The organism is Stenotrophomonas sp. YJH_SMC_65 (assembly GCF_059369475.1).
Map to the genome: position 1 here is coordinate 98,556 of NZ_JCAFSR010000002.1, position 13,622 is coordinate 112,177.

18 protein-coding genes are annotated in these 13,622 nt (G+C 68.4%); 6 read left to right on the forward strand and 12 right to left on the reverse strand.

Annotated features, from left to right (window positions below; all coding sequences use genetic code 11):
- Nucleotides 1-10 precede the first annotated feature (10 nt).
- The 5 genes from lptB to AC5P7A_RS03475 form a co-directional block, all read right to left on the reverse strand.
- Nucleotides 11-730, reverse strand: a complete 720-nt coding sequence (gene lptB, locus AC5P7A_RS03455) for an LPS export ABC transporter ATP-binding protein (RefSeq protein ID WP_005415558.1) — start codon at nt 728-730, stop codon at nt 11-13.
- A complete protein-coding gene (gene lptA / locus AC5P7A_RS03460; RefSeq protein WP_032959333.1) occupies nt 730-1,296 on the reverse strand; it encodes a lipopolysaccharide transport periplasmic protein LptA in 567 nt (188 codons plus the stop codon). The genes lptB and lptA overlap by 1 nt, the downstream gene beginning before the upstream one ends.
- Before the next feature lie 101 nt (nt 1,297-1,397).
- Nucleotides 1,398-1,973, reverse strand: coding sequence for an LPS export ABC transporter periplasmic protein LptC (gene lptC, locus AC5P7A_RS03465; protein WP_014646235.1), 576 nt, complete (start codon nt 1,971-1,973; stop codon nt 1,398-1,400).
- On the reverse strand, nt 1,970-2,518 hold the full coding sequence (locus tag AC5P7A_RS03470) for a KdsC family phosphatase (protein ID WP_445392207.1): 549 nt from the start codon (nt 2,516-2,518) through the stop codon (nt 1,970-1,972). Before AC5P7A_RS03470 ends, lptC begins: the two co-directional genes overlap by 4 nt.
- A 67-nt stretch (nt 2,519-2,585) precedes the next feature.
- Nucleotides 2,586-3,587, reverse strand: a complete 1,002-nt coding sequence (locus AC5P7A_RS03475) for a KpsF/GutQ family sugar-phosphate isomerase (protein ID WP_014646236.1) — start codon at nt 3,585-3,587, stop codon at nt 2,586-2,588.
- Nucleotides 3,588-3,641: 54 nt separating this feature from the next.
- Here AC5P7A_RS03475 and AC5P7A_RS03480 point away from each other — a divergent pair, with 54 nt between their 5' ends.
- The 3 genes from AC5P7A_RS03480 to AC5P7A_RS03490 are packed head-to-tail and all read left to right on the forward strand — an operon-like array spanning nt 3,642 to nt 5,479.
- Nucleotides 3,642-3,872 carry a BolA family protein gene (locus AC5P7A_RS03480; protein ID WP_005408396.1) on the forward strand — a complete coding sequence of 77 codons (231 nt, stop codon included), beginning with the start codon at nt 3,642-3,644 and terminating at the stop codon, nt 3,870-3,872.
- Between the two features lie 21 nt (nt 3,873-3,893).
- Nucleotides 3,894-5,165, forward strand: coding sequence for a UDP-N-acetylglucosamine 1-carboxyvinyltransferase (gene murA, locus AC5P7A_RS03485; RefSeq protein WP_014646237.1), 1,272 nt, complete (start codon nt 3,894-3,896; stop codon nt 5,163-5,165).
- Entirely contained in the window at nt 5,162-5,479 is a 318-nt protein-coding gene (locus AC5P7A_RS03490) for a hypothetical protein (RefSeq protein WP_032957609.1), read from the forward strand. Before murA ends, AC5P7A_RS03490 begins: the two co-directional genes overlap by 4 nt.
- A gap of 88 nt (nt 5,480-5,567) precedes the next feature.
- On the opposite strand, the gene AC5P7A_RS03495 is transcribed toward AC5P7A_RS03490, so the two are convergent.
- From AC5P7A_RS03495 to purM, 7 genes are all read right to left on the reverse strand, one after another.
- A complete protein-coding gene (locus AC5P7A_RS03495) occupies nt 5,568-6,251 on the reverse strand; it encodes a DUF3108 domain-containing protein (protein WP_014036249.1) in 684 nt (227 codons plus the stop codon).
- A 2-nt stretch (nt 6,252-6,253) separates the two neighbouring features.
- On the reverse strand, nt 6,254-7,081 hold the full coding sequence (locus AC5P7A_RS03500) for a DUF3108 domain-containing protein (protein ID WP_049405384.1): 828 nt from the start codon (nt 7,079-7,081) through the stop codon (nt 6,254-6,256).
- A 68-nt stretch (nt 7,082-7,149) separates the two neighbouring features.
- Entirely contained in the window at nt 7,150-7,809 is a 660-nt protein-coding gene (gene purN, locus AC5P7A_RS03505; protein ID WP_049441056.1) for a phosphoribosylglycinamide formyltransferase, read from the reverse strand.
- On the reverse strand, nt 7,806-8,468 hold the full coding sequence (locus AC5P7A_RS03510; RefSeq protein ID WP_069117523.1) for a DUF2238 domain-containing protein: 663 nt from the start codon (nt 8,466-8,468) through the stop codon (nt 7,806-7,808). Before AC5P7A_RS03510 ends, purN begins: the two co-directional genes overlap by 4 nt.
- A gap of 41 nt (nt 8,469-8,509) precedes the next feature.
- Nucleotides 8,510-8,932 carry a hypothetical protein gene (locus AC5P7A_RS03515; RefSeq protein ID WP_014646242.1) on the reverse strand — a complete coding sequence of 141 codons (423 nt, stop codon included), beginning with the start codon at nt 8,930-8,932 and terminating at the stop codon, nt 8,510-8,512.
- Entirely contained in the window at nt 8,929-9,417 is a 489-nt protein-coding gene (locus tag AC5P7A_RS03520) for a hypothetical protein (protein WP_032957615.1), read from the reverse strand. The genes AC5P7A_RS03515 and AC5P7A_RS03520 overlap by 4 nt, the downstream gene beginning before the upstream one ends.
- 21 nt (nt 9,418-9,438) lie before the next feature.
- Nucleotides 9,439-10,497: a phosphoribosylformylglycinamidine cyclo-ligase gene (purM, locus tag AC5P7A_RS03525; protein ID WP_057495024.1), complete on the reverse strand. Its 1,059-nt coding sequence runs from the start codon at nt 10,495-10,497 to the stop codon at nt 9,439-9,441.
- A 99-nt stretch (nt 10,498-10,596) separates the two neighbouring features.
- Between purM and AC5P7A_RS03530 the strand changes: the two genes are divergently transcribed.
- The 3 genes from AC5P7A_RS03530 to hda are packed head-to-tail and all read left to right on the forward strand — an operon-like array spanning nt 10,597 to nt 13,609.
- Nucleotides 10,597-11,736 carry a DUF8605 domain-containing protein gene (locus tag AC5P7A_RS03530; RefSeq protein WP_164077930.1) on the forward strand — a complete coding sequence of 380 codons (1,140 nt, stop codon included), beginning with the start codon at nt 10,597-10,599 and terminating at the stop codon, nt 11,734-11,736.
- Nucleotides 11,733-12,902, forward strand: coding sequence for an AI-2E family transporter (locus tag AC5P7A_RS03535; RefSeq protein ID WP_014646246.1), 1,170 nt, complete (start codon nt 11,733-11,735; stop codon nt 12,900-12,902). Before AC5P7A_RS03530 ends, AC5P7A_RS03535 begins: the two co-directional genes overlap by 4 nt.
- Complete coding sequence (hda, locus tag AC5P7A_RS03540; RefSeq protein WP_495219890.1) at nt 12,902-13,609, forward strand: DnaA regulatory inactivator Hda; 708 nt, start codon at nt 12,902-12,904, stop codon at nt 13,607-13,609. Before AC5P7A_RS03535 ends, hda begins: the two co-directional genes overlap by 1 nt.
- Nucleotides 13,610-13,622: the final 13 nt, after the last annotated feature.

A 13,622-nucleotide genomic window follows, 5' to 3' on the forward strand; every position in this document is an offset into this window, starting at 1 on the left:
GCGCCTGCGGTCACAGCTTGAAGGAATCCCCAAGGTAGACGCGACGTACGTCGGCGTTGTCCAGGATCGCCTCCGGCGAGCCCTGGGCCAGCACGGTGCCCTCGGCGAGGATATACGCGCGGTCGCAGATTCCCAAGGTCTCGCGCACGTTGTGGTCGGTGATCAGCACGCCGATGCCACGCTGCTTGAGATGGGTGACGATGCGCTGGATTTCACCCACCGAGATCGGGTCGACACCGGCAAACGGTTCGTCGAGCAGGATCAGGCGCGGCTGCGCGGCAAGTGCGCGGGCGATCTCGCAGCGACGACGTTCGCCACCGGACAGGCTGGCGCCGAGCTGGTCGGCCACATGGCCCAGCTGCAGCTCGTCGAGCAGGCTGTTCAATTCGCGTTCGCGGCCGGCCGAATCCAGGTCTTCGCGAAGCTCCAGTACCAGGCGGAGGTTGTCGGCCACCGTCAGCTTGCGGAACACCGACGGCTCCTGCGGCAGGTAGCCCACGCCCTGCTTGGCACGGGTGTACATCGGATCGCTGGTGATGTCCTTGCCGTCGAGCACGATGCTGCCGGCATCGGCGGCGACCAGGCCGACGATCATGTAGAAGCAGGTGGTCTTGCCGGCACCGTTGGGGCCGAGCAGGCCCACCACTTCACCGGCGTCGAGGGTCAGCCCGAAGTCCTTGACGACTTCGCGCTGCTTGTAGCGCTTGCGCAGGCCCTTGGCGACGAGCATTACTTCTTGCTCCCGGCCGGCTTGGCCGACGTGCTGGCCGGCGCCGCCGCCTTGGGCGTGGCCGCCGGCTGTGCCGCCGCGTTCTTGTTCTTCGGCGGAATGACGGTGCGCACGCGGCTGCCATCGCCACCGGAATTCATTTCGCCACTACGGGTGTTGTAGACCATGCGCTGGCCGGCATTGGTGCCGCGCGCGCTGGTGACCTTGTAGTTGCCGGTCAGGGTGATGATCTCGGTCTTGATGTCGTAGTCGATGCGATCAGCCACCGCGTCCATCCAGGTGCCATCGTCGAGCTGCTGCTTCATCGTGGCCTGCTTGCCGGTGAACACCGCACGCACGGCCTCGCCGTCCTTCAGGTAGATCTCGGCTTCGGACGAGCGGATGTCCAGCGAGCCCTGGGTGACGGTCACGCCCTGCGAGAGCACGGTCTTGCCATCGCCGGTGAGCACGCCCGACTGCGCGCCGGAGTCGATGTTCATGTTCTCGTTGCGGTCGGTGGACTTGGCAAAGGCAGCGCTGGGAACAAGGAGACCGAGCGCGAGTACGGCTGCAAAGGGAATCTTCATCGGGGTCCGTTCTACCGGTGGGGCCGCCCGGGAAACCGGGGGCGGATGGGTGGGCTGCCTGCCTTGCGCCTGTCCGGGGACGTCGCAGGAGGGCGGCGGAATCAGCGTCGGGGCGTGTAACGGCCCTTGGACTGGCTGAGGAAATGATACGTGTTGTTCTTCGAATCCACCTCGAAGCCAACGCCGGACTGTTCCATGCCGGGGCGGGTCATGGTGACCAGCGCATCGGTGCGGGCACGGTTCTCCTTCGGGAACACGTCCAGGTGGTCGGTGCGGAAGGTGGTCGGCACCACGCCCGGATCGGCCGGGCTGTCGCCGGCGACATTGCCGCGCAGCTTCATCTGGTCGCCCTTGGCGCTGAGCCAGCCCGTCTCGGCACGCAGGGTCCAGTGCTTGCCATCCTTGTCCGGCATCTCGAACAGCGGCGTGGCGATGTTGATGGTCTGGTCGCCACGCTGGCGCTCCAGCAACGGTGCGCGCAGGGTGGTCGATTCCTTGCCGTGCTCATCCAGGGCGACGACCTGGAAGTCGTGCAGGACGTAGTCCACGCCGACATCCTGGCCGGCAGTGGCCGGACCCTTGTCGCGGTTGCGCAGGGCCGCCCAGCTGCTGAGCAGGGCCGCCAGCAGCAGGCCGATGCCGAGCAGGGTGCGCCAGTTCAGGCTCGGCAGGTTCATGCGCCGAACCTCGCCAGGACCGCGTCCACATGTCCCTGCGCGGCCAGCAGGATGTCACACAGCTCACGGGCTGCACCACGTCCGCCATCGGCGCGGGTCTGCCAATGCACGCGCTCGGCGATCCACGGGTGGGCGTTGGCCGGCGCCACCGCCAGGCCGACCGCGCCCAGCGGTGCCAGGTCAGGCAGGTCGTCGCCCATGAAGGCCACCTGCTCCAGGCCGATGCCGTGCTGCGCACACAGCGCCTGCACGCTGGCCAGCTTGTCGCCCACGGCGATCTGGGTATCGATGCCGAGGTCGGCGCCGCGCCTGAGCGCGGACTGGCTGTTGCGCGCGGTGATCAGCACGGGGTGGATGCCGTGCTGCTGCAGCAGTTTCAGGCCCAGGCCATCCTGCACGAAGTACGCCTTGCTCTCGTTGCCGTCCTTGTCGTAGTACAGCCGACCGTCGGTGAGGGTGCCGTCCACGTCGAAGCAGGCCAGGCGGACGCGGGCCGCGGCGGCATGCAGGTGGGCGGGGAAGGCGGACAGGGGGGACCAGGGCATCAGGGTGGCAGGCTCGGTGGATTCGGGTTGGGACGGTACAGACTGAATGGGGTCTACGGACTGTCGGTTAAACCACCCGGGCCCGCAACAGGTCATGAATGTTCAGGGCACCGACCGCCCGGCCCTGGTCGTCGACCACGATCAGGCCCGTGATCTTGTGGGTCTCCATCAGCCGGGCAGCCTCCACCGCCAGCTGGTCGGCGCCGATGGTACGTGGGTTGCGGGTCATCACATCGGCGATCTTCGCGGTGCGCACGTCCAGCGCGCTGTCCAGCGCCCGGCGCAGGTCACCGTCGGTGAACAGGCCGATCAGCACACCGTCGGCATCGACCACGGCGGTCATGCCCAGCCGCTTGCGGCTCATTTCGACCAGCGCCTCGCTGAGGCTGGCGTCGGCCCCCACGCTGGGCAGGTCCTCCCCGGTGTGCATGACGTCGGTGATATGCAGCAGCAGGCGGCGGCCGAGGCTGCCGGCCGGGTGCGAGCGGGCGAAATCGTCGGCGGTGAAGCCGCGTGCGTCGAGCAGGGCCACGGCCAGCGCATCGCCCATCGCCAGCGAGGCGGTGGTGCTGGAGGTCGGCGCCAGCGCCAGCGGGCAGGCCTCGGCCGGCACGCTGACGTCCAGGTGGATATCGGCGGCGGTGGCCAGGCTGGACTGCGGGCGGCCGGTCATGGAAATCAGCACGTTGCCCTGGCGCTTGAGCACCGGCAGCAGCATCAGCACTTCGTCCGATTCGCCCGAATAGGACAGGGCCAGCACCACGTCGGCCTCGGTGATCATGCCCAGGTCACCATGGCCGGCTTCGCCCGGATGCACGTAGAACGCGGGAGTGCCGGTGGAGGCCAGCGTAGCGGCGATCTTGCGGGCGATGTGCCCGGACTTGCCCATGCCGGTGGCGACCACCCGGCCGCGGCTGGCCAGGATCGCCTGGCAAGCCTGCTGGAAGGCCTCGCCGAGGCGGTCGGCCACGGCATCCAGCGCCTGCCGCTCGATCTCGAAGACGCGGCGGCCGCTGGCGACCAGGCCGGCAGGGTCGACGGAACGGGGGGGCAACAGGGATTCGGCCATGCGGACGCCACGCAGCGGAAGTAGAATGGAGGCACATTTTATTAGGAAAGCCCGTTGGACGCCGACACCATCCGCAACCTGATCGAAACCGGCCTGCCCGGCGCCCGCGCCGACGTGCAGGGCGACGATGGCGTGCATTTCGAAGCGACCGTGGTCTGCGAGGCCTTTGCCGGCAAGATGCCGCTGGCCCGCCACCGGATGGTCTATGCCACCCTGGGCGACCTGATGGGCGGCGCGATCCACGCGCTGGCGCTGAAAACCGTGACCCCGGCCGAAGCCGGCTGAACCGCAGAAGATCCCGAATACATGGCCAAGATCGTTGTGACCGGCGGCGCTGCGCTGCACGGTGAAGTGAGCATCTCCGGCGCCAAGAACGCCGTCCTCCCCATTCTCTGCGCGACCCTGCTGGCCGATGCGCCGGTGGAGATCACCAACGTGCCGCACCTGCACGATGTGGTCACCACGGTGAAGCTGCTGGGTGAACTGGGTGCCAAGGTCACCATCGACCAGGGCACGCTGTCGCGCGGCAGTGCGATCGTGGTCGACCCGCGTCCGGTGAACCAGCATGTTGCCCCGTACGAGCTGGTCAAGACCATGCGCGCCTCGATCCTGGTGCTGGGCCCGCTGCTGGCCCGCTTCGGCGCGGCGGAAGTGTCGCTGCCCGGCGGCTGCGCGATCGGCTCGCGTCCGGTCGACCAGCACATCAAGGGCCTGCAGGCGCTGGGCGCCGAGATCGTGGTCGAGAACGGCTTCATCAAGGCCACGGCCAAGCGCCTGAAGGGCGGCCATTTCACCTTCGACATGGTCAGCGTTACCGGCACCGAGAACGTGCTGATGGGCGCGGTGCTGGCCGAAGGCACCACCATCCTCGACAACTGTGCGATGGAACCGGAAGTGACCGATCTGGCGCATTGCCTGATCGCGCTGGGCGCGAAGATCGAAGGCCTGGGCACTGCCCGCCTGGTCATCGAAGGCGTCGAGCGCCTGTCCGGCGGCCGCCATGAAGTGCTGCCCGACCGCATCGAGACCGGTACCTTCCTGGTGGCTGCGGCGATGACCGGCGGCAAGGTCACGGTCAACCGTGCGCGCCCGAACACCATGGACGCGGTGCTGTCCAAGCTGGTCGAAGCCGGTGCGAAGATCGAGACCACCGACGACACCATCACCCTGGACATGCAGGGCAAGCGGCCGAAGGCGGTCAACCTGACCACTGCGCCGTACCCGGCGTTCCCGACCGACATGCAGGCGCAGTTCATGGCGCTCAACTGCGTGGCCGACGGCGTCGGCGTGATCAACGAAACGATCTTCGAAAACCGTTTCATGCACGTCAACGAGTTGCTGCGCCTGGGCGCGGACATCCAGGTCGAAGGCCACACCGCCATCGTGCGGGGCAGCGAGCACCTGAGTGGCGCACCGGTGATGGCCACCGACCTGCGTGCCTCGGCCTCGCTGATCCTGGCCGGCCTGATGGCCAGCGGCGAGACCACCATCGACCGCATCTACCACCTTGACCGTGGCTACGAGAACATCGAAGAGAAGCTGTCTTCGCTCGGTGCCACCATCCGGCGCGTGCCATGATCCTGCGCGGCAAGTTCAGCCCGCGTCGCAAGGCGCTGCTGGCGCTGGTGCTGATCGTGCTGGCGTGGCTGGGCTACGCCTGGTACGCCAACATCGCCATCACCCAGGGCATCGAGCAGAAGGACATGGACTGGAATGGCGATGGCACGGTCTCGCGCGACGAGATCATCGAGTCGTTCTATGCGGTTGCGGTGAATGACAGCCAGGACGGCAACCGCCATTGCCGCACCTTCGTCTGGCGCAGCACCGGCGAGCAGATCCGCGTGGACTGCCGTACCGAGTTCAAGCCGGCGGCGGCCGAAGAAAAGAAGTAAGAAAAACGCCCGCGAAAGCGGGCGTTTTCTTTTCGCGGGGCCTGGGGTCGGAGCCCATCCCCGAGGGAATGGGATCCGACCCCGGCACTCAGTTCATCGCCTTGATGGTCAGGTCCAGTGCATCGCGGTCGTTCTCTCGCTGCAGCATGCGCGCCGGCACCGGGAACTCCGGCACGATCCAGGCGATCAGCTCCTTGTTGCCGTCGGCACGCGAGACCTTGGTCGCTTCGTAGCTCTTGCCGCCCACGGTGATCGACTCCTTGCCGATCACGCGGTAGGTCATGTTCTTGATGCGGCCTTCGTCGACCATGCGATAGGTCAGCGGCTTGCCGGCGGCGAGGTCACGGGCGATCGCCAGGTTGATCAGCAGCGCGTCCATGTCACCGGATTTCAGTGCGATAGGTCCAGCGCGGTCCGGCTTGATGTCGCCGGTCCAGGTGGCCTGGTTGCTGGTCCAGTTGTAGTTGGCCTGCACGTTGCGCTTCTTCACCAGCAGCGCCGAACGGTCCTGGCTGCTGAGCGGGCGCAGCTGGCCGCGCACTTCTTCGAACACGGTGCTCTGGCTCAGGTCGGCCAGCTGGTTCTTCACCTGCAGCGTGTAGCGCCACTTGTTGGCACCCTCGCTGCTCAGCGTCATGCTGCCATTGGCCTGCATGCCCATGTAGCTGGCCAGGTAATCGGCCTTGAACGGCTGCAGGGCCATGGCCGGCAGGCTGGCCACCGACAGCGCGGCTGCAGCGATCCAGGTGAGGGGGCGGGTCAGGGTGCTCATGCTCAGACTCCTTGGTATTCGATCAGGCGCAGATCGACGCGGTCTTCGCCGTCTTCGCGTTGCAGGATGCGCACCGGGGTGGGGACACCGTTGGCGATCCAGAGGATGGTTTCGTTGTTGCCGCCGTTGGTCCGGTAGACCCGCAGCGCGTTGTAGGACAGGTCGCCGACCTCGACGTTCTCGGTCTGCGGCGCGGCCTGGTAGTCGTGCTGGCGGACCTTGCCCATGTCCACGTAGCGGTAGTGCATGGTGGCACCCGGACGGGCATCCCGCATGATCGCCAGGTTGATCAGCAGGGCGCTCTGGTCGCCCGGCTGCAGCGGAATCGGCTGCGCACGCTTCTTCTCGACGTCGCCGGTCCACTGCGCGGTACCGGCCTGCCAGTTGTACGTGCCGACCGCCTTCTTGCCCAGGAACAGGCCCTTGCGCACCGTGCTCTGGCTCAGCGGTGCATAGGCGCCGGCGCGCTCCTCGAACACCGTGCTCTGCTCGATGTTCAGGCCCAGCACGCTGGCAAAGCCGCGGCGGCCGACCACCTGCATGTCGACCCGCCACTGGTTGCCGCCGGTATGGGTGACCTGCATGCTGGCGTCGCCGGCCTCCTTGCCTTTGTAGAAGGCCTGGTAGGTGGCGCTGAACGGCTGCAGCGGCGGCGGTTCCCACGCCAAGGCCGGCAGGGCCGGGGCCGCCGCTTCGGCCGGCGGTTGCACCGCTGGCACCGGCGCCGGAGCCGGCGAGGCGGCAGGCGCCTGCGCCTGGCCCCAACCCACGCCGGGGAGCACGACAAGCGACAGCAGCAGCGAAGTGGACAGCAGGGTCGTGGTCTTCATGGAAGAGAGGAGCCGCAGGAGGTGGGCAGGATGCCAGCCCCGCAGTCAGCGGGGCGTGTGCGTGGGCGTTACCGGTTCAGGTTCCCGGCGGAATCTAGGGCCAGCGGGCTAAACAGGGGGTGACCGTCCAGTTGCGGCTGGCCCTCCCGTTCAGTCAGGCGGCCGGCGCACAGCAGCTGCAGCGTGGCGATCAGCAGGGGATGCTCCACCGCCAGCACACGCGCGGCCAGGGTGTCGGCGTCATCGCCGGGCAGCACCGGTACCCGCACCTGGGCCAGCACGGCGCCGGCGTCCAGCTCGGGTACGACCAGGTGCACGCTGGCACCGTGCTCGGCATCGCCTGCATCCAGTGCCCGCGCATGCGTGTCCAGCCCCTTGTGCAGCGGCAGCAGTGACGGGTGGATGTTGACCAGGCGGCCATTGAAGCGCTGCACGAAGGCGGCGCCGAGTATGCGCATGTAGCCGGCGCAGACGATCCAGTCCGGTGCGACCGCGGCCAGTGCGTCGCCCAGTGCCTGCTCGTAGGCGGCGCGGTCGTCGAATTCCTTCGGCGCATGCGCCCAGCGCAGGTTGGCGCTGACCCGCTGCAGCGCGGCGGCGGCCGGGCGGTCGGAAAATACGCCGACGACCTCGGCGCGCAGGCGTCCCGCAGCGATGGCATCGAGGATGGCCTGCAGGTTGCTGCCGCGGCCGGAGGCAAGCACGGCAATGCGGGTGGGCGCGGTCATTGCGGGGTACTCCGGCGGATCAGCGGCCAGGTCAGCAGGCTGCCCACGGTGGCCATCAGCATGTCGGCATGGGCGTCCCACATGTCGCCCTGCTGCCCGTTGTAGGCCTCGGCGGCGTCCGGCGACAGGGCGAGCGCGATGGCCCATTCGAACCACTCGTAGACCAGGCTGGCGCACATCACCGTCATCACCACCAGGGCGAAGGCCTGGCCGCGGCGCAGCGCCGGCCAGGCGTGACGTGCCAGCTGCAGCAGTGCCGGCGTGAAACAGACGCCGAACAGGAAGTGGATGAGGCGGTCGAAATGATTGCGCTGCCAGCCGAACGCCGCATTCGGCGACCAGCCGATCAGCGCCTGCGTCCACGCGTCGTAGGGAACGTTCGAGTACAGCCAGCGGGCGGCCACACAGTGCAGCGCGATGAAGCCGCAGATCGCGATGAAGGCACCGTTGCCCAGCCAGCCACCCCGGCGGTCGACCCACAGCAGGGCGCCCAGGCCGATCACGGTCAGCGTGCTGTGCAGCGCCTGCTCGGTGGGCCACAGCGGCTGGATCCAGCTGACCGCGAATACCGCCAGCACGGCAGCGAAGGCCAGCTTCTTGGGGCGCGAGAAACGGAAGGCGCTGGGCGAAGCGGTCGTGGGGAGGGCAGGCGCGGACATGGGAAGTCGATCAGGAAAGGGCGGGGCGTCTGCCGGCAAGTTCAGACGCGGAGATGGTCGCCGCGGTCGAACAGGGCGGCCATGTCAGGCTTGGACAGGAACACCCAGGCATAGGCGGTCAGGGCCATGCCCAGCGGGCCGGCCAGCACCGCCAGCCAGGCCGCGCGCTGGCACCAGGCCAGCCCGGTGCGGCGCGACAGCAGGCGCGCGGTGTGCAGCTGCACGAAGCCCAGCGCGGCAGCCAGCGCTGAAACGACGCCGTACACGGTGGCCAGTACCGCGCCATCGTCCAGCCCGCGCGAGCTGGCAACCAGGCCGATGAAACCGAGGAAGGCCAGCGCGGCCATCCAGTGGAAAACCGCCAGCGCGTAGAACAGCACCTTCAGCGTCTGCAGGTGGCTGCCCAGCTGAAGGTGCGCCAGGGTCTGCTGCGGCAGCGGCGGCGGTGCGCCCGGGCTCGTCATGCCGCCGTGCCCGCTGTGTCGAACGCGGCCTTGACCTGCGGACGCAGCAGCGTGATCAGGCTGAGTACTCCCAGCACGGTACCGATCGGCGTGAACAGACAGGCCAGCCCGGCCACGATCAGGCACAGCAGGTAGCGGCGGCGGCGGGCCAGGCAACGGCCGGCGTAGGCCACGAACGCGCCCAGGGTGACGCCACCGAACACGATGACACAGCCGATCACGACGAACATCCAGCCGAACACGCGCTGTTCGGCCGGCGACGAGGGCTGGCCGCCGGAGTTCATCGGCAGGTTGCCGGTGAGCGCGGTGACGCCGAGCACGATGTGGACGATGAAGATCAGCGAGAACAGCGCGATCAGGCCGCCGACCACGTAGTGCGCGATTGACAGCATGCGCAGGTGGTCGGCGTCCTGGGGGCTGAACGCCGGTACCGCCGTCGTTGGCGGCGGCACGGGGGTAGGGGGCAGCGGGGGCATTGCGTCCATGCGGGCTCCTCGGGGCCGGGTTCAGCCGATGTGGACGCGCTCGGCGCCTTCAGCAGTGACCACCTGGCCGATGGTCCAGTGGTCCAGGCCCTGCGCCTTGACCGCCTCGGACACGGCGGCGACCTGGTCGGCTGCCACGATCAGCACGAAGCCGATGCCGCAGTTGAAGGTGCGCCACATCTCGCTGTCGGCCACGGCGCCTTCCTTCTGCAGCCACTGGAACACCGGCGGCAGGGTCCAGGACGATGCCTGGATGTCCAGGCCGAGGCCGTCGGGCACCACGCGGATGATGTTCTCGGTCAGGCCGCCACCGGTGATGTGGGCCATGCCGTGGATGGCGGCACCGTGCGACTTCAGCAGCGCCAGGATCGGCTTCACGTACAGGCGGGTCGGTGCCATCAGCGCGTCGACCAGCTTCACGCCGCCCTCCAGCTCCAGGTCGGCCGGGCGGCCGGCGCGGTCGTAGATGCGGCGCACCAGCGAGTAGCCGTTGGAGTGCGGACCGGACGAGGCGATGCCGATCAGCACGTCGCCGGCGGCCACGCTGGCGCCGTCCTTCAGCTCGCTCTTCTCGACCGCGGCGACCGTGAAGCCGGCCAGGTCGTACTCGCCCGGGGCATACATGTCGGGCATTTCAGCGGTTTCGCCGCCGATCAGCGCGCAGCCGGCCTCGGTGCAGCCGTTGGCGATGCCGCCCACGACCGCTGCGGCGGTGTCGATGTCCAGCTTGCCGGTGGCGAAGTAGTCCAGGAAGAACAGCGGCTCGGCACCCTGCACCAGCACGTCGTTCACGCACATGGCGACCAGGTCGATGCCGATCGTATCGTGGCGGTTCAGCTGGTGGGCCAGCTTCAGCTTGGTGCCCACGCCATCGGTACCCGACACCAGCACCGGCTCGCGGTACTTGTTGGACAGGTCGAACAGGGCGCCGAAGCCGCCCAGGCCGCCCATCACTTCCGGGCGGAAGCTGCGCTTGACCAGGGGCTTGATCCGCTCGACCAGCGCGTTGCCGGCGTCGATGTCGACACCCGCGTCACGGTAGGTGAGGGGGGAAGGGGCGGAAGACGGGGTGTTGGTCACGGGCGTCGGCGCTGGCAGGGGTTGAATGAGCGATTTTAACAGGCCGCATTGGCGCAAAGGCCGTATTCGGGCAACAATTCCCCCGGATTCGTCGAGCCAATGGATGTCCTGATGCGCCGCAGCCTGATTCTGACCCTGCTCCTTGCACTGAGCCTGCCGGTGGCCACGATGGCCCAGAGCGGCCTGCGCACCGAGGGAGATGTCGCCACCGCTTCGGGGGCCTACGAGGCCGAAGTGCCCGTCAACAGCCAGGCCGAGGCCGATCGCAACGGTGCCCTGGCCCGTGCCCTGAGCGTGGTGCTGGGCAAGCTGTCCGGCGACCGCAACGTGATGTCACGCCCCGGCGTGGTGCAGGCGCTGCGCAATGCCAAGGACTACGTGGCCAGCTACGACTACAAGCAGGACCAGAGCGTGGGTGCTAGCGGCGCACCGAGCTTCCGGACCCTGCTGGTGGCCCGCTTCCGCGATGATGACGTCGATTCGCTGGTCTCGGCGCTGGGCCTGCCGCTGTGGCCGCAGCCGCGACCGAAGCCGGTGCTGTGGCTGGCCGTCGACGACGGCAGTGGCCCGCGCCTGGTCAGCGTGCAGCAGGCCAATGCCGCCCGCCCGCTGCTGAACCGCGCCATCGAGCGGGGTTACAAGCTGGGCCTGCCCAGCGGCGGTGCTGCCGAACAGGCCCTGGCCGGTGCCATCTGGCGCCAGGACAGCGCCGCCGTGGCCCGTGCCTCCTCGCGCTACTCACCGCCGATGCAGCTGATCGGCAAGCTTTACCGCGCCAACGGTGGCTGGCAGGCGGACTGGGTGTTCGTCGACAACGGCCGCGAACTGAACAAGTGGACCAGCAAGGACGCCAACGCCATGCGCGCGATGGCCGCCGGTGCCGACGGTGCCGCCGATGCGCTGGTCAAGCGCTATGCCAAGGCCGGCGTTGCCGTCGGCCAGGCCGGCACCTACCGCCTGGTGGTGACCGGCATCAACAGCGCCGATGACTACCTGCGGCTGGCCGCTGGCCTGCGCGAGGTGCCGGTGGTGCGCAGCGTCACCCCGCTGCACGCCTCGGCCGGCCAACTGGAGCTGAGCGTGGAGATGACCACCGGCCTGGCCGGCTTCAACCGCATGCTTGGCGACAACGGCGTGCTGGTGCCAAGCGCGCCGCTGCCGGCCCTGCCGACCCCGATCGATGACACCACCGGTGCCCCGGTGGCCGCGCCGGTCAGCAACGAGTACCGCCTGCGATGATCCTGAGCCCGGAAGCTGAAATCGCGCAGTTCCTGCGCCGGCTGAAGTACATCCTGTTCGCCGGCCTGATCGGCTGGGTGGTGTGGCTGCTGGCGCCGATCCTGACCCCGTTCGTGCTGGCACTGGCGCTGGCCTGGCTGGGTGACCCCCTGGTGGACCGCATCGAGGCCACCGGCCGCTCGCGCATGACCGGCGTGGTGCTGGTGTTCGCAGCGATGGTGCTGGTGATCGTGGCACTGCTGCTGGTGCTGGTGCCGATGATCGAGCGCCAGATCACCACCCTGATCGCGGCCGCGCCGCAGGCGCAGGCGTGGCTGATGCAGACCGGCATCCCCTGGTTCGAGCACAAGACCGGCCTGGAAGTGATGCAGTGGCTGGATCCGGACCGCCTGATCGAATGGGTGCGCAGCCATTGGCAGCAGGCCGGCGGCTTCGCCACCACGTTCATGGGCTACGTCTCGCGTTCGGGCTTTGCGATGGTGACCTGGGTGGTCAACATCCTGCTGCTGCCGATCCTGGCGTTCTACTTCCTGCGCGACTGGGACAAGCTGGTCGAGCGGGTGGCCTCGGTGATTCCGCGCAACCAGATCGGCACCATCAGCGCGCTGGCGCGTGAATCCAACGAGGTGCTGGGTGCGTTCATCCGTGGCCAGTTCCTGGTGATGCTGGCGCTGGGCGTGATCTACGCCGGTGGCCTGTCGCTGGTCGGCCTCAAGCTGGGCCTGCTGATCGGCCTGATTGCCGGCCTGATCAGCTTCATCCCGTACCTGGGCGCGACCACCGGCGTGCTGATGGCGGTGATCGCCGCGCTGGTGCAGGCGCAGGGCTTCGACCTGAAGCTGCTGATCCTGGTCGGCGTGGTGTTCACCGTGGGCCAGCTGCTGGAAAGCTACGTGCTGACCCCGCGCATCGTCGGCGACAAGATCGGCCTGCACCCGGTGGCGGTGATCTTCGCGGTGATGGCCGGCGGCCAGCTGTTCGGCTTCCTCGGCATGCTGCTGGCGCTGCCGGTAGCGGCGGTGACCAACGTGCTGCTGCGCTATGCCCACCAGCGCTATCGGCAGAGCGAACTGTACGTGGGCGAGAAGCCGGCGATCGTGCTTGATGGCGTGGTCGACGCGCCCCATATCATCGTTCCGGACGACAAGGGCCCCGACCTGAAGTGATGGGTGTGCCGCAACTGCCGCTGGCCCTGCATTACCCGCGGGACCAGCGCCTGGAGACCTTCATCGGCGCGCCGGATGGCGCGCTGGCGCAGCTGCGCGCGATCGCGGTTGGCGCCAGCCACGACTGGGTCTACCTGGAAGGTGCGGCGGGAACCGGCAAGACCCACCAGGCGCTGGCGATGTGCTCCAGCGCCGAGCAGGCCGGACGGTTGCCGACGTACGTGCCGCTGGCCAGCGCCGCCGGCCGTGTCCGTGCGGCGCTTGATGGGCTGGAAGCGCGCGAACTGGTGGCGCTGGACGGCCTGGACGAGGTTGCCGGCAACCGCGAGGATGAGATCGCGCTGTTCCATTTCCACAACCGTGCGCGCGCTGCGGGCGTGACCGTGCTGTACACGGCACAGAAGGCGCCGGGCGAACTGGGCCTGGTGCTGCCGGACCTGCGCTCGCGGCTGGGCCAGTGCGTACGCGTGCTGCTGCAGCCGCTGGATGAGGAAGGGCGGGCGGCCGTGCTGCGCGAGCGTGCACTGCGACGCGGCCTGGCCATCGACGAAGCGGCCATCGAGTGGCTGCTGTCGCACACCGGCCGTGAGCTGGGTGGATTGATCACCCTGCTGGACTGGCTGGACCGCGAATCGCTGGCGGCGAAGCGGCGGATCACCGTGCCGTTCCTGCGCCAGGTGCTGGAAGAAGGCCGGCCTCGTTACTGAGGGATGTTGTTCG